We start from the raw sequence: 20,957 nt of genomic DNA, 5'->3' as shown, positions 1-20,957 counted from the left end.
TCCGACTGCCGGTTATGTGCGTCCGCCGGCGGGATTCATCCGGGTGACTGTCGTCTGATGGAAGCTGAAATTCGATCCTCCATGGCTCGAACGCCGCCGACCGCCGCGGGCCCCATCTGCTGCCTTGCGCGGTTCACCGCGTCGCGGACTTCGCGACGCACTACCCGTTCATTCTGGCTCGACGACTTTTCTCGCGTTTCCCTGGCTAAATCGAGCAGAGCCTGCGGAGCGTAGTGATTGACGCTCATGTCCGTGAGCAGGGGTAGCTGCACTCTCAGATCCTGTTCGATGGCGGTGCGGAGCGGGCCCAACCGAAGCAATTGAGTGAGGAAATCCGGGCTCAACACCGGCGACGCAGGCGCTTGCGGGCCAAGGCGCTCCCGGAGGTGGTCCTTCATCTTCATGGCTGTTCTGTCGAACGTCAGCCACCATGCAAGGTAGCCCATGGGTGATGGTCCAATCGTCCGCCGATACTCGATGACGCCGACTGAGTTTTCGACGTCGTGGGCAACCAAACGAGACCGCGTCCCTTGCTCGGCTCCGTAGTCACCTCGTTGACGCCTTCTCTCGTGAGTCTCATTCCATAGTTCCTGAACTGCACCCCTGAGTTCGGTCGATGCGGCATTCGAGTGCTCAAGAAGACTCTTGGTCTCGATAGAGAATTCGTCGGCAAGGTAGTCGCTGACGTCCTGCAACGGCTGTTCTCGTCCACAGATGTTCCGTTGCCAGTCCAGGAATTCGGTCTCCGGTCGGCCCGAGAGCACGAAGGCCGAATAAAGAAAGGGCACTCTTCCTGACCAAGTCGACGTTCTGTTGTGACCATAAGCAACCGCCAGGTTGAGGTGTCTTTCAACTTCTTCAACGACTCCGTCCGTTACATATAGGAGCAACCCTGCGTCGACCGCTGCGCGCATCAGAATCGTAAAGTGGCGCTCTTCCGGATCGTCTACCAGGCTCTCTCCGATAAGGGGCAGGATCGCGGTGGTGTCCATCCATATGTCGCCTTCACTGAAGACGTTGAGCACGACTTTCTGGACGTCCGGGGTTTGTTTCAGGAACGCGAAAAGCGTGTATGCGTCGGCTAGTCGCCGAAGATGCGACTGTGTTTGCGGCGAAGGCTGTTCCAGTAGGTGCATTATGGCCGCGGCCGCGGCATCAGAACTGAGCTCACGGATGCCACCATTTGCTGTGATTCGGTCCGCTATGGCTACAGGGCTGAGTTGGAACGGTGCTCCTGTTTCCACGGCTTCGGCAAAAGACTCACCTCGTTCCAGGAGTGTTTCTTCCAAGACTGTTCGCAGTTCCCGAGAAATCTCGGTCAACTGTGCTTCGCTCAGTGCCTTCGGTGCTTCGACGGCTCGAACCGCCGCAATGAGTTTCGCATCGAGGGCAGCTTCATCAAGAAGGAACTTGGCCGTCTGATCATTTATCCTCTTGGCCTCCTCAAAACTGAGATGGTACGTGTCCTCGGCCCCGGACGCTGATTTGTGTTGCTTGATGGGGCCCTTCCGAGACAGGCGGTTCAATGCGCTCAGGGTCAGAGCATCGACCTGCCCTCGCTTCCCCACGGGCATGCGGAGGGCGACGCCATCTTTGATTTCGCTAAGGCTGAGCCTGTTGTATGTGTTCGAATCGTGAAGCGCCGCCAAGACCAATGACTCGAAGCAGCTCTTGGTAAGACTCTGATCGGTTGCCTGATCTTCGCCGTCGAGAGCCAAGTGCAGCACCGCGACCTTGCTCTCATCGGCGGTCAAGGTCGATATTCTTTCGAGGACCCCTCGTTTGGACAGGAGCGGATCCACAAATCGCTGAGCCAGCTCTTCACTGGCCACTCGTCGTTGCGGATAGGACTTCTCGCGGTCCACAAACCACGACCGGTCCCGGATGTCTACGGTTATATTCCGATCACGTCGAGACTCTTCCCTGAGTTCATCGGCAGCCGGACCAATCACCTGGTTAGTCAGGTAGATCATGGTGCTGACCGAAGGAAAATTCTTCTTGAGGGTGTCCAGCGTGCTCGCAATTTTCGACTTCCAACCTGCCGTGACAGAGTACTGAAATGCAACTTTTGGCACCCCATCAATCGTGAATATTTCGGCGTCTCTACCCTTGTCTCCGTTCGGAGCTGCCATCGTCCGCAGGGTCGGATATTCGACGGCTAAGAACTCCGACGCGAACGATTCGAATATCTCCCAGTCTCCAGGGCCAATCCGTTCTAGGGCGAGAGACAATCGCGGGTTCGGCATGACCGAATCATAACCACCACAAACCTCCCTTGAACATCGCCCCAAAGATCGATAGCCGATTGATTTTCGGGGGAGCGGCGGCCCGGTTCCGGTGCTTTGCCTCGCGAGTTGCTTTGGTTAAAACTTCCGCGCGGAATCACGTGTAAACAGCCCGTTGACTTTCGCGTCTCCTGCGAGGACCATGACGAGTGAAAGTCAATGATGGGGGGATAACTCAAAGTTCTGACCTGCCGAAAATATGTATGTGTGCCGATTATTCCCGCGCCAAATTTTAGGCTGCTGCGGAATATCACTTACGCCGAAGCTCGTGTTTCCGCGTCTGTTAGACAGCTCCGAATCTGGGGATCAACGGAGAGAAAATGATTAGCAATTCCTTAAAGCCGGTTGCAGACGCGCCCGGTGTTTTTACATCTGAACCTCTAGCGTCCGGCCAGAGCGATCGAATTCGTGCAATGGTGCACGGTCGGGCAGCACTGTTAACAGCCGAATGCGATGCAGAACGCAAGACGCCAGATCTCGTGGTCTCAAGGACAGCGAGCCCTGGGTTTGACGCAGCTGCGTTCAGTCTGTCGGGTATATGGGACGCGGCTAAGGACCTCACCGGTCGCGCTTGGGACGCAATTAACGATGTTCTGACTAACGAGGGCGGCGGCGGCGGTGGCGGTGGCAGTGGCGGCGGTGCTCGCATAATAGCGAGCACGGACGCAGCCGAAATCGTCACAACCACTCGAGCGCCGGCATTGTAGGTAAACGAGACCAAACGCAACGGACGACGGCCGGGAGTCCCGCCGTCGTCCGCTTTGTGCGAAGGTGCCGCTGAGCCGCCGGGCGGCTATTTGGGGCGGGCGGCCAGGGCGGATGCCAGGCCGTGACCGCACCCTGCCCTCAGCCGCGGGCACCCGCCCTTCGAACGAGCTCATCGCCAGCCGGTCCGACCATCTAAGTCGCCGTCCTCGTAGGACTCAGCCCGACGCTCCTTCCCATCCGGGCGCGAACAAGGAATGATCTTATTGATCAGTAGACTTACTAAATTGGTTGCGACTGAAGGAGCGAATATGAGGGCACTTACCTGGCAGGGAAAGCGGTCGGTCAGCGTGGAGATGGTTCCGGATCCGGTCATTGAGAAGGGGACGGACGCCATCGTCAGGATCACCTCATCGGCCATATGCGGCTCGGACCTCCACCTGTACGAGGTCCTTGGCCCCTATATGAAGGCCGGCGACATCCTGGGGCACGAACCCATGGGCGTCGTTGACGAGGTCGGCTCCGAGGTCAGGAACCTCAAGCCGGGCGACAGGGTGGTCATCCCCTTCAACATCTCCTGCGGCCATTGCTGGATGTGCAAACAGGGGCTGCAGTCCCAGTGTGAAACCACCCAGGTCCATGCACACAACAGCGGGGCGAGCCTGTTCGGGTTCTCCGAGCTCTACGGTTCGGTCCCCGGTGGGCAGGCGGAATACCTGCGCGTGCCCCACGCCGACTACGGGCCGATAAAGGTCGGGCACGAACTGCCTGATGAGCGGTACCTCTACCTCTCCGATATTCTTCCCACCGCCTGGCAGGGAGTGAAATACGCCGACGTCCCCGCCGGCGGCACCCTGGCGGTCTTTGGTCTCGGCCCGGTGGGGCAGTTCGCCAGCCGCGTCGGTCGACACCTGGGTCAGCGCGTCATCGCCATCGAGCCGGTTCCGGAACGCCGCCGCATGGCCGAGCGGCACGGGGTGGAAACGATCGATTTCACAAAGGACGTCAGCGACCAGCTTCGCGATATGACGGATGGAAGGGGCCCCGACGCGGTCGTCGACGCCGTCGGCATGGAAGCGCACAATTCGCCCGTCGGCGCCTTTGCGCAGAATGCGGTGGGGCTCTTGCCGGATGCCTTGGCAAAGAAGGCCATGGAGACTGCGGGTGTAGACCGCATGACGGTTCTCCATGCAGCGATCGACTCCGTGCGCCGGGGAGGCACCGTTTCGCTAAGCGGGGTGTACGGGGGTACAGCGAGCCCCATGCCCCTGCTGAGCATGTTCGACAAGCAGATCCAACTCCGGATGGGCCAGTGCAACGTCCGCCGGTGGACGGACGAGCTGCTCCCGCTCGTGGAAGATTCCGCAGACCCGCTCGGCGTCATGGACCTGAAGACTCACGAGGTCGACCTCGACGGTGCCGCGGCCGCCTACGAGATCTTCCAGAAAAAGGAAGACGGCTGCATCAAGGTGGTCCTGAAGCCGTAGCGAAGATGTCCCCGCTCCGGGAGATCTCCTCAGATCTTCCGTCAGCCGGACCCAAGCGCAGCTGGGCTCCCCATTAGACAGGAACGGGAGCCCAGCTAGGCGACCTCGGTGAAAAGAAATCCCGCCGTCGTCCGCTTGCGTGTTAAACGGCCGCTATTCGCCGGCGGGCTGGAACAACTCGACAACGTTCCCGGACGGGTCCTCCAGCAGGATCTGCTGTCCGCCCGGGCCCTTGACAATGTCGTTCCGGAACGAGACGCCCGTGGCGCGCAACCGCTCCACTTCGGCCGCGATATCGCCCACGATGAGGTGAATGCGGTTCCAGCCTCCCGGGACGGGCACCGTGCCGTCCGGCATGGGACGGCCTGCCGAGCTGGCCGGCCCGCTCAGGAGGAGCCGCAACCGGCCGCGGGTGACGTCTGCGAACGCCGGCGCGGCGCTCATCCTGACGGTGAATCCGAGATGCGTTGTATAGAAGTCGACCGCGGCATCGACGTCGGCCACCATGTACCGGACGCTGACCAGCTCCGTAAGGTCGTTGGGCATTTCCAGCTCCTTTCCGAATTCGTTTGGTTAGTACCCGTTGTAGATAGATCACACTGTTGATCGGTTTGGCACCCAGCGCAAGCCCACGACGGCGGGAGGTTCGCTACGCCCGGGAGCCGCCGGCGCCGGACTCCAGCAGCCCGCCGCCGGCCCAGCGCCTGAGCGCGAGCTTTTCGGCGTCGTCGAACTCCATGAGGGCCAGCCGGCACAGCTCTTCCACGTTTCTGGTCCACGCGGCAGCGAGTTCCGGCGCTGACATCTCCGCTGCGAGGGAGCCGCCGGCGTACACCACGCCCTGGATCACGAAGTTGACGGCCGAGCGGGACACCGGCTGCCCGGCTGCCACGCAGTCGTCCCGGACGGACCGTGCCAATTCGCTGCGGTTGCCCGAGTGGTCGCGCAGCTTCGCCGCCAGGGACAGGAAGACCTGTCTGAACTGTTCTGCCGACAGCGCCGGAACGTCCGTGACCCGGGTGACCTGCTCCTCGATCGCGGGCCGGGCGTCGGAGGCCAGCGAGGAGGGCTCCGGGGAAAACCGCTTCGCGTCCCACACCCAGCCAGGCGACGGCGTGGACGAGTATTGGACGCCCTGGCCGATCTGGGCGATCCAGGCCCCGAACTTGCCGTGCCCGCCCCAATCGGTCTTCAGCGACGGGTCCGCGGTCAGGGCCCGGTGCGCCGCGACCGCTCCCGTGACCGGACCCGGCGCGGCCTGCACCAGGGCCCGGACCTCGTCGGCGGCCGACGTCGCGGACCCGGGAGTGCCCTGGGCGGTGCGGAGCGGTGTGCCAAGTCCGGCGGACGGGACCAGGCGGGGGATGCCGGCCGCGGTCCCGTTGAGGATTGCCACGAAGTCGTGGGACTCCACCACGCTGTCCGCCATCTCCCGGTATGCGAACGCCACGGCGCCGGCAGCGATGACGGTGGTCATGCGGTCGGCCGCCCGGAACCGCTGGACCAGCGAGGTGAAGTCGGCGTCGGCAGACGCGACGAAGAACTCCTCAATATGTGCCGCGCCGGCCAGGGCATCCATTGCGTCCAGCACCAGGTTGATGTCGGTGCTGGACTTGCCCCGTTGCGTCAGGGAGGGGCAGTCGATCACGCGGAAGCCCGCGCGGGTCCAGTACGGCCGGTACTTGGAGTAGATCACCGGATTGAGGTAGCAGTTGCGGATCAGGAAGCGCCGGGATTCTTCGCCCGCGCCGCCGGCGGCCAGCGCCTCCGTCCAGTGCTTGGGGTCCTCGGCGAATCTCTTCGCGGCCGCCGGGTCCAAGGCCATCAGGCCGGTATAGACGTTGTCGAAGTCCACGAACATCGCGGCACGGATGCCAGGCCGCCGGGACTGGGGGAGGGGATCACTCATCGGCTCAGTGTGCCAGCAGGAGGGCGGCGCGGGCCAGAGGTGCCCGCTTCGTTGCCCAGTTGCCGTCGTGTGCCGGACCGCCTGGCGGGAACAGGAGGTCCATACGTGTGTCCGGGATCGGCCGCGCGCGCAGTAACAGCTTGCTACGGCCAGTTTTCGACTGTAAGCATCCCCGCCAGAAACCCCGCGTGACCTGCGAAGACGCGGGTCCGGGCCCGCGGCCCACCGGACTAAGATGGATCCACGTCGTCGAAATACATCCTTGTAATATGGGAATTTTCGTGGGGCGGCGCCTGCAGGCGCCGGACGGATCTTTCTGGGCCCGAGGCCCGGACGAATTGTGCAGCCGTCGGTCTCGATAGGTGGGTCCATGTGTGAATTGGAAGAGCAGGTTGGCCGATGATGTCCGGTGCGGCAGCGCGCAACAACGTCCAGGTGCATGGGCCAGAAGACGGCCCGGCGCTGGTGTTCGCCCACGGGTTCGGCACCGACCAGAGCATGTGGGGCAAGATTCTGCCCCGGTTCACCGACCGCTACCGGGTGGTTCTGCTGGACCATGTGGGCTCCGGCGGCTCCGACCAGTCCGCCTACGATTCGGCCACCTACTCCACCCTTGACGCCTACGTCGATGACCTGGTGGAAGTCTGCGGCGAACTCGACCTGCAGGACGTGACCCTCATCGGCCACAGCGTCGGGTCCATGATGGCCGTCAGCGCGGCCGCCCGGGACGCAGGGCGCAGGTTCGGCCGGCTCGTGCTGGTCACGGCCTCGCCGAGCTATCTTGACCACCCCGAGGACGGCTACGTGGGAGGGTTCACCCGGCAGGACATCGACGACGTCTTCGAATCCCTGGATGCCAACTATGTGGTCTGGGCCGAGTCGATGGCCCCGGTCTACATGAATACGCCGCACGCTCCCGAACTCGAGCATGAGATCCAGGGCAGCTTCGGGCGGATCAGCCCCCGGGTTGCCCGTGACTTTGCCCGGGTGGCGTTCCTTTCCGATGTCCGGCACCTGCTCGGCGAGGTCACCATCCCGGTGCTGGTATTGCAAAGCACCGACGACGTCGTCACGCCGGACCACGTGGGAACGTACCTGCAACACGCGCTCCCGAACAGCACCCTGGTCCGGCTTGCGGCCACAGGCCACTTCCCGCAAAGCAGCGCGCCGGAGGAAACGTCTGCCGCCATCCTCGAATTCCTGAAGCCGGCATGACCCGGACCAGCACCACGGCCGTCGATTACGGGCAGCTCTTCCACCAGGCGCCCGCCGGCTACATCGTTGCCGGTACCGACGGGACCATCCTGGCCGCGAACGCCACCTTGTGCGCCTGGACCGGAATCCCCGAAGGCGGCCTCGACGGCACCCGCCTCCTGGACCTCATGCCGGCCGGGGACAGGCTGATGTACCGGACGCACGCCGGGCCGAAGCTGGAACGCGACGGGCACCTCGCCGAACTCTCGATCGAGCTGTTGGGACAGGACGGGCAGCGCAGGCCCGTCCTGCTGTCCGTCACCCGGACCGTGGACGGGGCAGAACCGAGGGATTTGATGATCTTTTTCGCTGCCCCCGAGCGGCGGCGGTATGAGCGCGAACTGGCCAGCGCTCACCGGCAACTCGAGGATGCCGAGGCGGACCGCGCCGCGCTCCTGCGGGAAGCCCACCATCGGGCGCTGCATGACCCGCTGACCGGCCTACCGAACCGGCGGCACCTCGAGGAAAACCTGCTGGGGGCCCTGGCCAGCGCCGGCGAACAGCGGAACCGCGTCGGCGTGCTCTTTTGCGACGTCAATAAGTTCAAGCAGGTCAACGACACCCTGGGCCACGCGGCCGGCGACCAGGTCCTGGAACACGTGGCGCTGATGCTCTCCCAGGCCGTGCGCGGCGCGGACACCGTCACACGCTACAGCGGGGACGAGTTCGTTGTCCTGATCCCTCGGCTGGAGCACGCGGCGGAGCTCGAGGCGGTTGCGGAGCGCGTCCGGAGCTGCCTGGCCGGCGCCATCACCATCGCGGGGAGCGAGCTCAGGCTGGGCATGTCCGTTGGCCAGGCGGAAACGGCTGTCCCGGCGGACGCTGATCCGGCCGCGCACAAAGAACTGGCCACGGCCCTGCTGCTGGCCGCAGATCAGGACATGTACCGGGTCAAGACGGAAATGCGCGGGGCCGTGGGCGCCGGTTGATCCGCGGGCTTAAACGCCGAACGACGACGGCGGGACGTGGGTCCCGCCGTCGTCGTTCGGCCTTGCTGCCTGGAACCCGGGCTTTAGGCGCCGTGGTTCAGGCTGAGGGTGAAGGTGTTCGGGCCGCTGGCGTGGACCGCGATGTTGCTCTTGGCGGTGTTGTGGCGCTCGGAGAGCTCGTGGACCAGTGCGTCCAGCTCGTGGTGCATGGTGGAGCGGTCCCAGAGCTTGTGGGTTACAGAGTTGGCAGTTTCAAACGTCATTGTTCAGTGCTTCCATTTCATGAATCCGGATGTCCGGCTGCCGCACCGATGCGGAGCCGCCGTAGGGGCCAAACCAGGAACGCCTGAGACCGTGGGCAGCTCTGCGAGCTCACCGGTTTGGCCTCATTGCGTCCACCAGGATGGGTGCCCGGCGTTTACTGCGGACGCGGAACGTCGCGGGAAATCGTCAGGCTGCACCGGCAGGAACGTCGCAGTCCCTGCCTTGCCTTTCCATAGTGCACAGCGCCGCGCTGGCTGCTCAAGCCAGATGGCGAAATTTACGCGTGAGACTCATCACAGCCCGCTGCGGCGGAACGTGAACGGCGACGACGGCACCCGAGTCCAGCGCGGACGGTTCAGTGCGGTCTAGGGACGGGACCGCTTCGACCGAAAATGCGGAGGGTGGATGTGCATGCGACTCAGCCCCCGGGCGGGGGCCGGAGAGACCGGCACCGGTCCGCCGGGCTCCGGTCCCGCTGCGGCAGCGGCCCGTCCGTAGCGGGCAGCCAGCGGTGCGGCGCTGAAGCCGTGGGCCAGGACGCTGAGCAGTACGGTGGCGGCGATGACGGCCACAGCCTGATCGGACACTGGTCCAAGGGCTTCCAGCGCCAGCAGCGCGAACACCAGGGACGCCAGTCCGCGCGGGCCGAACCAGCCCACGAACAGGACGGTATTCCGGTCGAGGCCGGCGCCAATTGAGGCCAGCGCTACCGGCAGCATCCGCACCACCGTGAGGCTGAGCACGGCATAGGCGACGGTCAGGGGGAGGGAGTGCTCCAGCATGATCGGCACGGTGATGGCTCCGAAGGCCAGCCACACGAGCAGGGACACCAGGCCGCTCATCTGCTCAACGAAGGCCAGTTCGGCCGGCCCCCGTTCCCCGGCGCAGGTGCCGAACGCCAGCCCGGCGCAGAACGCGGCGACGAAGCCGTTGCCGCCCACCGCGAGTGCGGCGCTGTAGGAGAGCAGGCTCAGGGCCAGGACGCCGATGCCGGCGAAGTCCTCGGTTGCGGTCCCGCGCCGGCGGGCCAGCTGGAGCAGCCACCCGCCCGCGGCGCCGGCCGCTGCGCCGACGCCGGCGCCGATGAGCAGCTCCATGGCCGCGCTGCCTGGGCCTTCGGCGCTCTCCAGGCCTGCTGCGGCAGCCGCGCCGGCGATGGCGAGCATGACGACCGGGGTGGCGATGCCGTCGTTGAGGCCGCTTTCGACCGTGATCAGCTGGCGGATCCGCGACGGCACCGCCGGATTCGTCACCACGGGTATTCCGAGTGCGGCGTCGGTAGGGGCAAGCGCAGCGCCGACGAGGAGGGCCAGCCAGAACCCGAACTGGGGAAAGAACCAGGCGGCCAGGGCCCACCCGAACACAATCGTCAGCGGCAGGCCGACTCCCAGCAGCCGCACGTAGCGGCTCACGTCCCGGCGCAATTGCTGGAGCGGCAAGCGGGCGGCGTCGGAGAAGAGCACCCACACCAGGGTGACCTCGACAACCGGGGTGATACTCGCCAGGGGCGACGGGCCGCTGACCAGCCCGGACCAGGCCAGGGCTGCGCCGACAGCGGTGAACACAATGGGAGCGGTCAGGTCCGCCTGCTGCAGCCGCGCCGACACCAGCGCCCACGCGAACAGGAGGGCGGTGATGAGGACAATGACCGTCAGCTCCATGACGGATCGGCGCCCGTTTCCGTGGGCGCCGCGTGAGGGTGGCCCGATTCCAGCAGCCGGGTGGGTCCGCCCACAGGGATCACGCTCCCTCCGCCGATTGCACTAAACGTTCCCCTGCAGTTCAAGTTAATCCGCCGGCCCGGGACCGCGCCAGAGAACTAAGCCCTGTCCTTTGGGTCGAGGCGCCCAATGGCGCCCGCAAGCGGACTAAGTGTGCTCGCGGGCCGCCCGCGGGGCCGCGACCGAGCCGCGGCGGATCAGTGCGGCCGTGAATGTCGGTGCGGCCGCCGGTGCCTTGCGGCCTTCGATCTGCCGGATCAGGGCTGACGCGGCCGCTACGCCCATGTCGTAGACAGGCTGGGCGATAACCGTGAGCGGGGGCGTGGTCAGGCGCGTCCAGGCGAAGTCGTCATACATGAGGAAGGAGACATCACCCGGAATGGAGAGGCCGAGCTCGTGGATCGCTTCCACCACGCTGAGGCCGATCAGCCCGTCGGAGGCGATGATCGCCGTCGCCGGGTCAGGGCGCTGCACCAGCTCGCGGGTGATCTTCTTGATGGACTCGTCGTCGCCGGCGTTGAGGCGGATCAGATCGACGGGCAGGTCCAGCCCCGCCTCCTCGAATGCGCGTTTCATGCCGTCGCGCCGGTCCGAGATCTGGGACGAGTCCAGCTGCATGCCGTCGTGGTACGGCCCGGCTGTTTTCAGCGTGGAGACGAAGGCGATCCTCCGGTGGCCGGACTTGAGCAAATAGCTGGTGGATTCATGGGAGATGTCCTCCATGTCCACCGCCACGGTGTCGACGTCGAGCCCTGGCGCCTTGCGGTCCAAAAGGACCAGCGGACGGCCGGATTCGTAAACGCGCCGTAAATGTTGCGTTTCCACGGAAGACGCGGGTGCCACGATCAGGCCGTCAACGCGCTTGTCGAGGAGCACCCTGACGGCGTCGATTTCCGCCTCGGTATCCTCGTCCGTATTGATCAGGATGACATTGAATCCACTCCGCTTGGCGGTATCCGTAATGCCCCGCGTGGCCAGGCCGAAATGGGGGTTTTCGATGTCGCCGACCACCACCCCGATGGTGTGCGATTTCCCGGTGTTCATGCTGCGGGCGAGCTCGTTGGGCCGGTACTCCAGTTCCTCGGCGGCAGCCAGCACCCGCTCACGCACGTCGTCGCTCACGGCCCCGTAGTTGCCCAGGGCGCGGGCGGCCTGGGCCTTGGAAACCTGGGCTGCTTTGGCGACGTCGGCGACAGTGACATCGCGGCGCCGGGAAGCATCACTATTCATTACGGCCTTTCGTAGCGGACCCTTGACGCCTGATGTGGCTTCGATTACATTTCTAGCAATCGATGTGAGTCCGGTCTCAATCCTAGGGACTGAGACCGGACTCAGCAAGACTTCCATCGATAAAGTGCCACTCCACGGGGCCCACTGCCTGCCTGCCCCGCTGCTCATCCCCACGATTGGAAACGCTGTGAACACAGGAAACAAAATGCGCCCCGGGGCGCTCATCGCCGCTGCTGTTGCCGCGGTCCTGGCACTCTCCGGCTGCGGAGGCAGCTCATCCGCCTCGTCCTCGCCGGCGGACAACCCCTACGGCCTGATTGAAGCCGGCACCATCCGCGTTGCCAGCCTGGGTGATTCGAAGCCCTATACCTTTGCCGACGCCCAGGGTAACTTCACCGGCTTCGACGTCGAGCTCTTCAAAGACGTCGCCCACCGCGCCGGAGTGGACAAGGTCGTCTTCACCGGACAGGACTTCTCCGGGCTGCTCGCGGCCGTCTCCAACGGCCAGTTCGACGCCGGCGTTGCGGCGATCGGCATCACTGACAAGCGCAAACAAACCGTCGACTTCTCCGATGGCTACCTGGCCGGCTACTTGACCGTCATCACCACGAAAACCTCGGGCATCACCGGCGCCGACGGCCTCGGCGGAAAGCGTCTCGGCGTCGTGCAGGGAACGCTGCAGGAGGCTTACGCGGTCAAGAACTTCACCTCCGCGAGCCTGGTGCGCTTCCCGGACAACAACACCGCGATCGCCGCCGTCAACAGTGGATCCGTTGATGCACACTTCCTGGACTACGAGGCCGCCAAGGCCTATGAAACGCAGTACGGGCTGATCAGCGCCGCGGACATCCCGTCCTTCGACGCTCCCGCCGGCTTCGCCGTGGCCAAGGGCAAGACCGCTTTCAAGGACGCCCTCAATAAGGGCCTTGCCGCAGCCATGGAGGACGGCACCTGGAAGAAGCTCTACCAGAAGTGGTTCCCGGGCTCCCCGATGCCCGAGCAGTACCTGCCGAAAGCTGAGCCGACGGCAACGCCTGCGCCGAGCAAGTAAACGGCCCAGCAAGTAAGCGGCCGGCAACCAACAGGCACCGAACCATCGGCACGTCGGCACATAGCCCGGCTGCCACCTGACCGGGCGGGCCGCACTGCGCGGCCCGCCGGGTTCCACAAGCTATCTACGTCTGAGAGCAACCATGGACTGGTTAAGCACCATCACCCGCACCTTCTTCGACTTCGGCGCAATGGCCGAGGTCCTGCCCCAGCTTCTGGGAGTCGGTCTCCTCAATACCCTCATCATCTCCGTTGCGGCGACCATCATCGGCGTTGCCCTCGGCATGGTCGTCGCCGTGATGGGGATATCTCCCTCGCGGTGGCTTCGGGTTCCGGCCCGGATTTACACGGACCTCTTCCGCGGACTCCCCGCCATCCTGACCATCCTGCTGATCGGCCAGGGTTTCGCCCGCTTCAGCCAATCGATCTTCGGTCCCTCGCCCTACCCCCTGGGGATCATCGCCCTGAGCCTGATCGCCAGCGCCTACATCGGGGAGATCTTCCGCGCCGGTATCCAGAGCGTGGACAAAGGCCAGGGTGAGGCCTGCCGCGCGCTGGGCATGAGCTACGCGAAGTCCATGGCCCTGGTGGTGGTTCCGCAAGGAGTCCGCCGGGTCCTGCCAGCGCTGGTGAACCAGTTCATCGCGATCGTCAAGGACTCCTCGCTGGTTTATTTCCTGGGCCTGCTGGTCACGGAACGCGAGCTCTTCCGCGTGGGCCAGGACGCCGCCGTGCTTTCCGGCAACCTCTCGCCCCTGGTCATGGCCGGCATCTTCTACCTGCTGATCACGGTTCCGCTGACCCATCTGGTCAATTACTTCGATAACCGCTTCCGCACCGGCCGACGCCGCCCCGCCGCACCCAGCAGCGGTCTCAAGGAAGTCAAAGAACTCGCCGCGGCTTCACCGCTGACCACCGGGAGCAACACATGAGCCTCGCCAGCAACACCGCAAGCAGCACCAACACCGCCAGCAATGCCAAAGAATCAGTCCCGGACATCGAGACGTTCCACGGCTCCAGCCTGGAACTGCAGAACCTGACCATGGCCTACGGCGACGTCGAGGTGCTCCGCAATGTCAGCCTCAACGTCGCCCCGGGCACCACCACCTGCATCATCGGGCCCTCCGGCTCCGGCAAATCCACTCTCCTGCGCGGCGTCAACCGGCTTCACGAACCCAAGAGCGGGGACGTGCTCCTGGCCGGCGAGAGCGCCCTGCAGGTCAAACCGGACCTCCTGCGCAGCCGCATCGGCATGGTGTTCCAGCACTTCAACCTCTTCCCGGACCACACCGCCCTCGAGAACGTGGCGCTGGCCCTCTGGAGCGTCAAGGGCATGCCCAAGGCCGAAGCCAGGGAACGCGCCCGGCGCCGCCTAGCCGAGGTCGGTCTTGCCGAACGCGCCGACCACCGCCCCCGCGACCTCTCCGGCGGACAGCAGCAGCGCGTCGCGATTGCCCGAGCCCTGGCCATGGAACCGGAAGTCATGCTCTTCGACGAGGCCACCAGCGCCCTGGACCCGGAACTGGTCAAGGGCGTGCTGAACCTCATGGCAGGCCTGGGCCGCCGCGGCATGACCATGCTGGTGGTCACGCACGAGATGGGTTTTGCCCGCAAAGTCGCCGACCAGGTTGTCTTCATGGACGAAGGCGAGGTCGTCGAGTCCGGCACGCCCGCCGACCTCTTCGACAACCCGCAAAGCGAACGCCTCCAGCGATTCCTCTCGGAAGTGCTCTGATGGAGACCCTGAAGGGAAACACCGCGGCAGCACCCATCCGCACCGCCGTCGTGGGGTTCGGCATCTCGGGCAAAGTCTTCCACGCACCGCTGATCGCGGCGGATGCCAACTACTCGCTGGACGTGATCGTCACGGCGGATCAGGACCGCGCCTCGGAGGCGGCAAGGCTCTACCCGGACACCCGGATCGTCCCGACGCCGGAGGACCTGTTTGCGCTGTCCGGTGACCTCGATCTGGTGGTCCTCGGAACGCCACCGCTGACCCACTTCGACCTCGCCGCAACGGCCATCGCCCATGGCCTCCACGTGGTGGTGGACAAACCGTTCGTCACCACACCGGGCCAGGGGCAGGAGCTCATCTCCCGAGCGGCCGACGCCGGCGTGCAGCTCACGGTATTTCAGAACCGGCGCTGGGACGCCGATTTCCTGACGCTTCAGAAGCTTATCGGGGAAGGAGCGCTGGGCGAGGTCCGCAGCTTCGAGTCGCGCTTCGAATGGTGGCGGCCGGAGGGCTTCGGAAACTGGCGGGACACCGCCGCCGTGCCCGATGGCGGCGGCATCCTCAACGACCTCGGTGCCCACCTGATCGACCAGGCCGTCCAGCTCTTTGGCCCGGTGACCGAAAGCTACGGCGAAACGGCGAACCGCGGCCCGGATCCGGCCGGTGCCGACACCGAGGCCTTCGTGTCCCTGCTCCACGAATCCGGGGTCCGCTCACGGTTGTGGATGAACGGCATGACGGCGCAGGTCGGCCCACGCTTCCACGTCCTGGGCTCCCAGTCCGGCTACACGAAGTGGGGCCTGGACGGCCAGGAACCGGCCCTCGCGGCCGGAACGATACCCACGGACCCGGGCTACGGCGTCGAACCCCAAACCCATTGGGGGACCGTGGGTGTCGACGGAGACCTGCGGCCAGTCGCATCTGAACCCGGCGCCTATCCGCTGTTCTATGCAGAGCTCGCGACTGCCCTCCGTGGCAAGGGCCCACTTCCGGTCGACCCCGAAGAGTCCCTCGACGTCCTGAGCGTCATCCAAAATATCCGCGCCTTCGCATAGCCCGCACACCGGCTCCCAGTGCCCCTCACGGACACCCCAGATACCTCTACTTTAGGAAAGGCAGACCCATGTCCTCCACGCCCTCAACCAAGCGCATCGCCATCATCGGCGGTGGCATCCTCGGCGTCTCCACGGCCGTCCACCTGCTCCGCGACGGCGCCTCCGTCATCCTCCTGACCGAACACGGCCTCGCCAGCGAGGCCACCGGCCGCTCGCTCTCCTGGCTGAACTCCGCCGGAGAACGGTCCACACCGTACCACCAGCTCCGGGTCGCCGGCGTGGACCGCTACCGCACGCTCTTCGCCGCGGACCCCGGCCGGGACTGGCTGCAGTTCGGCGGTGGCCTCATGTGGAATCCCGCCGGCCAGGAAGCCGCCACGGAAGCCCGCCACTACTACGAGAAATCCATCGGCTATGACTCGAAGCTTCTGACACCCGCACAGGTTTCCTCGGCCACCCCCGGCATCGAACCGGATGCCGTTCCGGAGAACGCCATCTTCAACCCCGGTGAGGGCTGGGTCAGCCTGCCCGATCTGGTGGACTTCCTGATGGAGGAGTTCCACGCCCTGGGCGGTGAACTCGTACTCAACGCCGGCAAAGTGTCCGTGACGGTCGACGGCGGCCGGGCCACCGGCATCGAGACGGCCGCAGGCGAAACCCACGAGTCAGACGCTGTCCTCGTGGCATGCGGTGCCGCAACTCCCGCCGTCGTCGCCTCCCTCGGCGTCAAGATCCCCAACGGATCCCCGGTCTCCATGCTGGTGCTGACCAAACCCGTCGAGCACGAGCTGAAGGCCGTGCTGAACACCCCCCGGGCCGCCGTCCGGCCCAACCCCGGAAACACCCTTGCCCTGGACCACGACTGGTATGAAGGGCACATCGCCGAACACCCTGACGGCTCCTTCAGCATCCCCGATGACGTGGTCCAGGAACTCGCCGATGAAGCATCCAAGCTCATCGGCGGCAACCCCGACCTCAAACCGGCCTCCTGGAAGATCGGCTACAAGCCCATCCCGGGCGACGGCGAACCGGTCCTCGGCGAACTCGGCCAAGTGCCCGGCTGCTTCGTGGCCTTCACTCACTCGGGGGCCACGCTGGGCCTCATCGCAGGAGAACTTCTCGCGGGCGAGATCATGACCGGCACGAAGCACCCGATGCTGGCCACCTTCCGGCCGGGACGCTTCTCCTAGCCAGAGCCGCGGCTGCCAGACAGGCAGGGACGGCGTTCACCGGCCCTGCCTGCCTATGACCTGTCCTGCTCCTGCGCCGGCGGTGCCACCTTTGGGGCCAGATCCGTTGTTGTCTGGCGCCTGGGGCCGGGCTTCGGGCTACGGACTGGGGGAGGGGCTGGGGGACCCGGTCCCGGATGGGGTGGTGGTGTTCCCGGGCAGCGTGGGTGACGGGCTGCCGGAGGCAGCCCCGGATCCGGGCGTCGCGGGCATGTACGACTGGTATTCGGGCAGCGTGGAGTCGAGGACCGGAAGCTGCAGCTCGGCCGACGTACCTGTGGAGTCCTCGCTCACCCGGACCGTGACCAGGGACCCGGGGGATCCCGTGGTGGGGTCCAGCATCATGGCCGGAGGCTGGACCAAAGACGTTTCGCCGTTGGCCTTGACCGGAATCGATACCGTCGATCCGGAAGCGCCGGAGATGGTGACAACCGCGTCTTTGGCGGACGTGTTGAAAACCGTGCCCATGATCCGTCCGGGCTGGTCCGCTCCGTGGGAGAGGATGAGCATGTCCGCCAGCTTCATCGGACCGACCACGGTGTTGATCCCGTTGGTCGCCGGCGTGATCTTCGTGGTTTCCGCGGGGTTGTCGGAGGAGCAGCCGGTTCCGGTCAGCAGCACCCCCAGCGTGAGGGCGGCGATCGCAGATCTGAATCCTGCCAGCAGGGTGGTGGGGGCCACGGCCGGCTCCTCTCGGCAGAAGCTGTCCGGTCACCTCCGATTATCGTCCCGGGCGGCGGGAAAATCGACCCGCCGTCGCTCCTGGTGACCAGCCAGCGGGCGGCGCCCGGCGGCGGCGCCACCGGCGGGCCCGAAATGCGGCTTGAGTTCGAGGATCTTGGTGCCGGACCCGGCTGCGCCCCGGATGACACCAAACGAGGATTCTTTACTGATTTGCGGATAGGAATGCCCATAATTGCCGCAAATAGGTGATTATGGAGTCATGCCGAAAATCCGCATCTCCGAAGCAGCACGTTTTCTCGGGGTCAGTGACGACACCGTCCGGCGCTGGACCGAGAATGGGATCCTGACCCCGGTCAAGGATGACTCCGGCCGGCTGGCCGTGGAGGGCCTGGAACTTGCCCACCTGGCCCGCGACCAGGCACAGCTTCCCGATGACCCCACCAAGGTGGGCCGCTCCGCCCGCAACCGGTTCGTCGGCCTGGTCACGGGCATCACCGCTGACAAAGTCATGGCACAGGTTGAGCTGCAGTGCGGGCCCTTCCGCGTCGTGTCCCTGATGAGCAGCGAAGCCGTCCGGGAACTGGGCTTGGAGCTTGGCTCCGTGGCGACCGCCGTGGTCAAAGCCACCACCGTCATCATCGAAACGCCCCACGGAAAGAGCATCATATGAGGACTGCCCGCAAGCACGTCACCGCACTGCTGGCGGCCGGCGCCCTGGCCGCGGGCGTGGCGGGCTGTGCCGCCGGCACGCCCGGGGCAGCCGGAACCGGCTCCAACTCCAGCGCCGGGGCCCGTGAGACCCCCACGCTGTCCGGAGCGATCACCGTTTACGCCGCGGCCTCGCTGAAATCGACCTTCACCAAGCTGGCCAGCGACTTCGAGGCGAAGAACCCCGGCACCAAAATCACTTTGAACTTTGCCGGTTCCTCGGACCTGGTCACGCAGATCACCCAGGGCGCCCCGGCCGACGTCTTTGCCGCCGCCGACACCAAGAACATGACCAAGCTGACCGATGCGGAACTGATCGACGGCGCCCCGGCCAACTTCGCCACGAACGTCCTGGAGATCGCGGTTCCGCCGTCCAACCCGGCATCGATCAGCTCCTTCGCCGACCTCGCCAAACCGGGCGTGAAGGTGGTGGTCTGCGCACCGCAGGTTCCCTGCGGCGCCGCTGCCGAGACCGTCGAAAAAGCCACCGGCACCACCCTGGCGCCGGTCAGCGAGGAATCGTCCGTCACGGATGTCCTGGGCAAGGTCACCTCGGGTGAGGCCGACGCCGGGCTGGTCTATGTCACGGATGTCAGGAACGCCGGAGACAAGGTCAAAGGCATCCCCTTCGCCGAGTCGGACCAGGCCGTAAACACCTACCCGATCGCCACGGTCGGCACGAGCAAGAACAAGGAGCTCGCCGCTGCCTTCATCGCCGCGGTCACCGGCGGCGAGGGCAAGACGGTGCTGAGCGACGCCGGATTCGGCACCCCGTAAACGGCATGCACAGGCGCAGCGGCACCGGGTACACAGGCATCCCGGCATGGATTTACGCCATCGCGGCAGCAGGGGCACTCTTCGTCCTGCTGCCGCTGGTTGCAATGGTCGCCAAGGTCAACTGGTCCCAGTTCATCCCGCTGATCACCTCCGAATCCTCACTCACCGCGCTCGGCCTGAGCCTGCGTACCTCCGCGGCGAGCACCGCCTCCTGCATCGTCCTCGGCGTGCCGCTCGCACTCATCCTGGCCCGGAGCCCGTTCCCGGGCCAGCGCCTGCTCCGGGCCTTCGTCCTGCTGCCGCTGGTCCTGCCCCCCGTGGTGGGAGGCATCGCCCTGCTCTACACCTTCGGCCGCCAGGGACTGCTGGGCAAAAGCCTGGAACTGGCCGGAATCCAGATCGCCTTCTCCACCACCGCCGTCGTCCTCGCCCAGACGTACGTTGCCCTGCCGTTCCTGGTGGTCAGCCTCGAAGGCGCCCTGCGCACCGCCGGCAACAAGTACGAGGCGGTCGCCGCGACCCTCGGGGCGCGCCCGGGCACGGTGCTGCGCCGGGTGACCATCCCGCTGGTGCTCCCCGGCCTGGCCTCCGGCGCCGTTCTGTCCTTCGCCCGCAGCCTGGGCGAATTCGGTGCCACCCTGACCTTCGCCGGCAGCCTGCAGGGCGTCACCCGCACCCTGCCGCTGGAGATCTATCTGCAACGCGAAACCGACGCCGACGCCGCCGTCGCGCTCTCCCTCCTGCTGGTCGCCGTGGCGGTGGCCGTCGTCGGGCTCTCCTACCGGCGCCCGCGCCTTGGCGTGGCACCGGAAGGAGCACTCCGGTGACCTTTCAGCTGGACGCAACCCTTGCCGCACGGGGCTTCGAGGTCTCCTTCAGCCTCGGACCGGCCGAGACAATCGCCATCCTCGGGCCCAACGGGGCCGGTAAATCGACGCTCCTCTCGATCATCTCGGGCCTGCTGCGCCCCGATGCCGGCAAAGCCACGATCGGCGAAAAAGTCCTCTTCGACCTGAGCGCGGACACCAACATCTGGCGCGCCCCGCACACCCGGGGCACGGCGCTGCTGGCCCAGGAAGCCCTCCTGTTTCCGCACCTCAGCGCACTGGACAACGTCGCGTTCGGGCCACGCAGCGCCGGCGCCTCCAGCGCAGCGGCCCGCGAAACGGCCATGCACTGGCTCAGTGAAGTCGACGCCGACTCCCTCGCCTCGCGGCGCCCCGGACAGCTCTCCGGCGGACAGGCCCAGCGGGTGGCCGTGGCCCGCGCCCTCGCCGCCGACCCCGACCTGCTACTCCTGGACGAGCCCATGGCCGCGCTCGACATCCATGCCGCCCCGCTGCTCCGCCGGCTCCTCAAGCGCGTCCTCGCCGGCCGCCGGGCCATCATCATCACCCACGACATCCTCGACGCCCTCATGCTGGCCGACAGGGTGATCGTCCTCGAGGACGGCCGGATCACCGAACAGGGCCCCACCCGCGAAGTCCTGGAAAAACCGCGCAGCCGGTTCGCCGCCGGACTGGCCGGGCTGAACCTGGTGGCGGGGACTGTCAGCGACGCCGGGGTGACCACCGCCGAGGGCATGGTCGTCGCGGGCCACCGGGACGAGACCATCGAGCCCGGGCAGGACGGAGTAGCGGTCTTTCCGCCCTCGGCGGTATCGGTGTTCCTCACCGAAGAGCACGGCAGTCCGCGAAACTCATTCCAAGTGATCATCACGGACCTGGAGCCCCACGGCGATCAGATCCGTGTCCGTGCCGGTCGACTCTCCGCCGACATCACCCCGGCCGCGTCAGCCGACCTCGGCCTCATCCCCGGAATGAGCGTCTACTTCGTCATCAAGGCCGCCGCCATCGCGATCTACCCGGCCTAGGGAGCTTCCGCACGTTCCGCCCGGCGGAGTAGTCTCGGTGCCGGGCGCTGCCGGCGCCGAGC

Annotated in this window: 19 protein-coding genes; 12 read left to right on the top strand and 7 right to left on the bottom strand. The window is 65.8% G+C overall.

From position 1 onward, the window contains the following. Nucleotides 1-35: 35 nt before the first annotated feature. Nucleotides 36-2,246, bottom strand: coding sequence for a hypothetical protein (locus AC1DFR_RS12020; protein WP_476871401.1), 2,211 nt, complete (start codon nucleotides 2,244-2,246; stop codon nucleotides 36-38). Nucleotides 2,247-3,301: 1,055 nt separating this feature from the next. On the opposite strand from AC1DFR_RS12020, the gene AC1DFR_RS12015 reads away from it, so the two are divergent. Next, the gene (locus AC1DFR_RS12015) at nucleotides 3,302-4,477 is read left to right on the top strand and encodes a zinc-dependent alcohol dehydrogenase (protein ID WP_476873421.1); all 1,176 of its coding nucleotides are present in this window, start codon (nucleotides 3,302-3,304) and stop codon (nucleotides 4,475-4,477) included. 153 nt (nucleotides 4,478-4,630) lie between these two features. Here the strand turns inward: AC1DFR_RS12015 and AC1DFR_RS12010 are convergent, their stop codons facing one another. Next, a complete protein-coding gene (locus AC1DFR_RS12010) occupies nucleotides 4,631-5,023 on the bottom strand; it encodes a VOC family protein (protein ID WP_476873420.1) in 393 nt (130 codons plus the stop codon). A gap of 103 nt (nucleotides 5,024-5,126) precedes the next feature. After that, the gene (locus AC1DFR_RS12005; protein WP_476873419.1) at nucleotides 5,127-6,386 is read right to left on the bottom strand and encodes an NYN domain-containing protein; all 1,260 of its coding nucleotides are present in this window, start codon (nucleotides 6,384-6,386) and stop codon (nucleotides 5,127-5,129) included. 399 nt (nucleotides 6,387-6,785) lie between these two features. On the opposite strand from AC1DFR_RS12005, the gene AC1DFR_RS12000 reads away from it, so the two are divergent. Next, entirely contained in the window at nucleotides 6,786-7,601 is an 816-nt protein-coding gene (locus tag AC1DFR_RS12000; RefSeq protein WP_476873418.1) for an alpha/beta fold hydrolase, read from the top strand. Continuing rightward, the gene (locus AC1DFR_RS11995; protein ID WP_476873417.1) at nucleotides 7,598-8,569 is read left to right on the top strand and encodes a PAS domain-containing protein; all 972 of its coding nucleotides are present in this window, start codon (nucleotides 7,598-7,600) and stop codon (nucleotides 8,567-8,569) included. The genes AC1DFR_RS12000 and AC1DFR_RS11995 overlap by 4 nt, the downstream gene beginning before the upstream one ends. 83 nt (nucleotides 8,570-8,652) lie before the next feature. Here the strand turns inward: AC1DFR_RS11995 and AC1DFR_RS11990 are convergent, their stop codons facing one another. From AC1DFR_RS11990 to AC1DFR_RS11980, 3 genes are all read right to left on the bottom strand, one after another. After that, a complete protein-coding gene (locus AC1DFR_RS11990; protein ID WP_018775517.1) occupies nucleotides 8,653-8,832 on the bottom strand; it encodes a hypothetical protein in 180 nt (59 codons plus the stop codon). Between the two features lie 366 nt (nucleotides 8,833-9,198). Further along, nucleotides 9,199-10,494: a cation:proton antiporter gene (locus AC1DFR_RS11985; protein WP_476873416.1), complete on the bottom strand. Its 1,296-nt coding sequence runs from the start codon at nucleotides 10,492-10,494 to the stop codon at nucleotides 9,199-9,201. 207 nt (nucleotides 10,495-10,701) lie between these two features. After that, a complete protein-coding gene (locus AC1DFR_RS11980) occupies nucleotides 10,702-11,784 on the bottom strand; it encodes a LacI family DNA-binding transcriptional regulator (protein WP_476859935.1) in 1,083 nt (360 codons plus the stop codon). 205 nt (nucleotides 11,785-11,989) lie between these two features. Between AC1DFR_RS11980 and AC1DFR_RS11975 the strand changes: the two genes are divergently transcribed. The 5 genes from AC1DFR_RS11975 to AC1DFR_RS11955 all read left to right on the top strand — a co-directional run bounded on the left by AC1DFR_RS11975 (nucleotide 11,990) and on the right by AC1DFR_RS11955 (nucleotide 16,814). Further along, entirely contained in the window at nucleotides 11,990-12,835 is an 846-nt protein-coding gene (locus tag AC1DFR_RS11975; protein WP_476873470.1) for an ABC transporter substrate-binding protein, read from the top strand. 142 nt (nucleotides 12,836-12,977) lie between these two features. Continuing rightward, entirely contained in the window at nucleotides 12,978-13,766 is a 789-nt protein-coding gene (locus AC1DFR_RS11970; RefSeq protein ID WP_018775513.1) for an amino acid ABC transporter permease, read from the top strand. Then, a complete protein-coding gene (locus AC1DFR_RS11965; protein ID WP_290370353.1) occupies nucleotides 13,763-14,569 on the top strand; it encodes an amino acid ABC transporter ATP-binding protein in 807 nt (268 codons plus the stop codon). Before AC1DFR_RS11970 ends, AC1DFR_RS11965 begins: the two co-directional genes overlap by 4 nt. After that, nucleotides 14,569-15,624: a Gfo/Idh/MocA family protein gene (locus AC1DFR_RS11960; protein ID WP_476873415.1), complete on the top strand. Its 1,056-nt coding sequence runs from the start codon at nucleotides 14,569-14,571 to the stop codon at nucleotides 15,622-15,624. Before AC1DFR_RS11965 ends, AC1DFR_RS11960 begins: the two co-directional genes overlap by 1 nt. 68 nt (nucleotides 15,625-15,692) lie before the next feature. Then, nucleotides 15,693-16,814 carry an NAD(P)/FAD-dependent oxidoreductase gene (locus tag AC1DFR_RS11955; protein WP_476873414.1) on the top strand — a complete coding sequence of 374 codons (1,122 nt, stop codon included), beginning with the start codon at nucleotides 15,693-15,695 and terminating at the stop codon, nucleotides 16,812-16,814. Between the two features lie 138 nt (nucleotides 16,815-16,952). Here the strand turns inward: AC1DFR_RS11955 and AC1DFR_RS11950 are convergent, their stop codons facing one another. Beyond that, nucleotides 16,953-17,534 carry a hypothetical protein gene (locus AC1DFR_RS11950; protein ID WP_476873413.1) on the bottom strand — a complete coding sequence of 194 codons (582 nt, stop codon included), beginning with the start codon at nucleotides 17,532-17,534 and terminating at the stop codon, nucleotides 16,953-16,955. A gap of 262 nt (nucleotides 17,535-17,796) precedes the next feature. Between AC1DFR_RS11950 and AC1DFR_RS11945 the strand changes: the two genes are divergently transcribed. The 4 genes from AC1DFR_RS11945 to AC1DFR_RS11930 are packed head-to-tail and all read left to right on the top strand — an operon-like array spanning nucleotide 17,797 to nucleotide 20,895. Beyond that, nucleotides 17,797-18,207, top strand: coding sequence for a TOBE domain-containing protein (locus AC1DFR_RS11945; protein WP_476873412.1), 411 nt, complete (start codon nucleotides 17,797-17,799; stop codon nucleotides 18,205-18,207). Then, nucleotides 18,204-19,022 (top strand): molybdate ABC transporter substrate-binding protein, encoded by an 819-nt coding sequence (gene modA / locus AC1DFR_RS11940; protein WP_476873411.1) that lies wholly within the window; start codon nucleotides 18,204-18,206, stop codon nucleotides 19,020-19,022. The genes AC1DFR_RS11945 and modA overlap by 4 nt, the downstream gene beginning before the upstream one ends. Before the next feature lie 5 nt (nucleotides 19,023-19,027). Then, complete coding sequence (locus AC1DFR_RS11935; protein WP_476858115.1) at nucleotides 19,028-19,849, top strand: ABC transporter permease; 822 nt, start codon at nucleotides 19,028-19,030, stop codon at nucleotides 19,847-19,849. Beyond that, a complete protein-coding gene (locus AC1DFR_RS11930; RefSeq protein ID WP_476873410.1) occupies nucleotides 19,846-20,895 on the top strand; it encodes a sulfate/molybdate ABC transporter ATP-binding protein in 1,050 nt (349 codons plus the stop codon). Before AC1DFR_RS11935 ends, AC1DFR_RS11930 begins: the two co-directional genes overlap by 4 nt. Nucleotides 20,896-20,957: the final 62 nt, after the last annotated feature.

The sequence above is a fragment of the Arthrobacter sp. 05T410 genome (genome assembly GCF_056396505.1).
The sequence above is the reverse complement of the archived record's forward strand: the minus strand, read 5'-3'. Positions and strand labels throughout refer to the sequence as shown.

What these genes read in the sequence shown, in the direction of transcription:
- AC1DFR_RS12010 (WP_476873420.1), bottom strand. Translation starts at nt 5,023, where the DNA reads ATGCCCAACGACCTTACGGAGCTGGTCAGCGTCCGGTACATGGTGGCC.
- AC1DFR_RS12005 (WP_476873419.1), bottom strand. Translation starts at nt 6,386, where the DNA reads ATGAGTGATCCCCTCCCCCAGTCCCGGCGGCCTGGCATCCGTGCCGCG.
- modA (WP_476873411.1), top strand. Translation starts at nt 18,204, where the DNA reads ATGAGGACTGCCCGCAAGCACGTCACCGCACTGCTGGCGGCCGGCGCC.
- AC1DFR_RS12020 (WP_476871401.1), bottom strand. Translation starts at nt 2,246, where the DNA reads ATGCCGAACCCGCGATTGTCTCTCGCCCTAGAACGGATTGGCCCTGGA.
- AC1DFR_RS11955 (WP_476873414.1), top strand. Translation starts at nt 15,693, where the DNA reads ATGTCCTCCACGCCCTCAACCAAGCGCATCGCCATCATCGGCGGTGGC.
- AC1DFR_RS12000 (WP_476873418.1), top strand. Translation starts at nt 6,786, where the DNA reads ATGATGTCCGGTGCGGCAGCGCGCAACAACGTCCAGGTGCATGGGCCA.
- AC1DFR_RS11965 (WP_290370353.1), top strand. Translation starts at nt 13,763, where the DNA reads ATGAGCCTCGCCAGCAACACCGCAAGCAGCACCAACACCGCCAGCAAT.
- AC1DFR_RS11990 (WP_018775517.1), bottom strand. Translation starts at nt 8,832, where the DNA reads ATGACGTTTGAAACTGCCAACTCTGTAACCCACAAGCTCTGGGACCGC.
- AC1DFR_RS11970 (WP_018775513.1), top strand. Translation starts at nt 12,978, where the DNA reads ATGGACTGGTTAAGCACCATCACCCGCACCTTCTTCGACTTCGGCGCA.
- AC1DFR_RS11995 (WP_476873417.1), top strand. Translation starts at nt 7,598, where the DNA reads ATGACCCGGACCAGCACCACGGCCGTCGATTACGGGCAGCTCTTCCAC.
- AC1DFR_RS11975 (WP_476873470.1), top strand. Translation starts at nt 11,990, where the DNA reads ATGCGCCCCGGGGCGCTCATCGCCGCTGCTGTTGCCGCGGTCCTGGCA.
- AC1DFR_RS11935 (WP_476858115.1), top strand. Translation starts at nt 19,028, where the DNA reads ATGCACAGGCGCAGCGGCACCGGGTACACAGGCATCCCGGCATGGATT.
- AC1DFR_RS11960 (WP_476873415.1), top strand. Translation starts at nt 14,569, where the DNA reads ATGGAGACCCTGAAGGGAAACACCGCGGCAGCACCCATCCGCACCGCC.
- AC1DFR_RS11985 (WP_476873416.1), bottom strand. Translation starts at nt 10,494, where the DNA reads ATGGAGCTGACGGTCATTGTCCTCATCACCGCCCTCCTGTTCGCGTGG.
- AC1DFR_RS11980 (WP_476859935.1), bottom strand. Translation starts at nt 11,784, where the DNA reads ATGAATAGTGATGCTTCCCGGCGCCGCGATGTCACTGTCGCCGACGTC.
- AC1DFR_RS12015 (WP_476873421.1), top strand. Translation starts at nt 3,302, where the DNA reads ATGAGGGCACTTACCTGGCAGGGAAAGCGGTCGGTCAGCGTGGAGATG.
- AC1DFR_RS11945 (WP_476873412.1), top strand. Translation starts at nt 17,797, where the DNA reads ATGCCGAAAATCCGCATCTCCGAAGCAGCACGTTTTCTCGGGGTCAGT.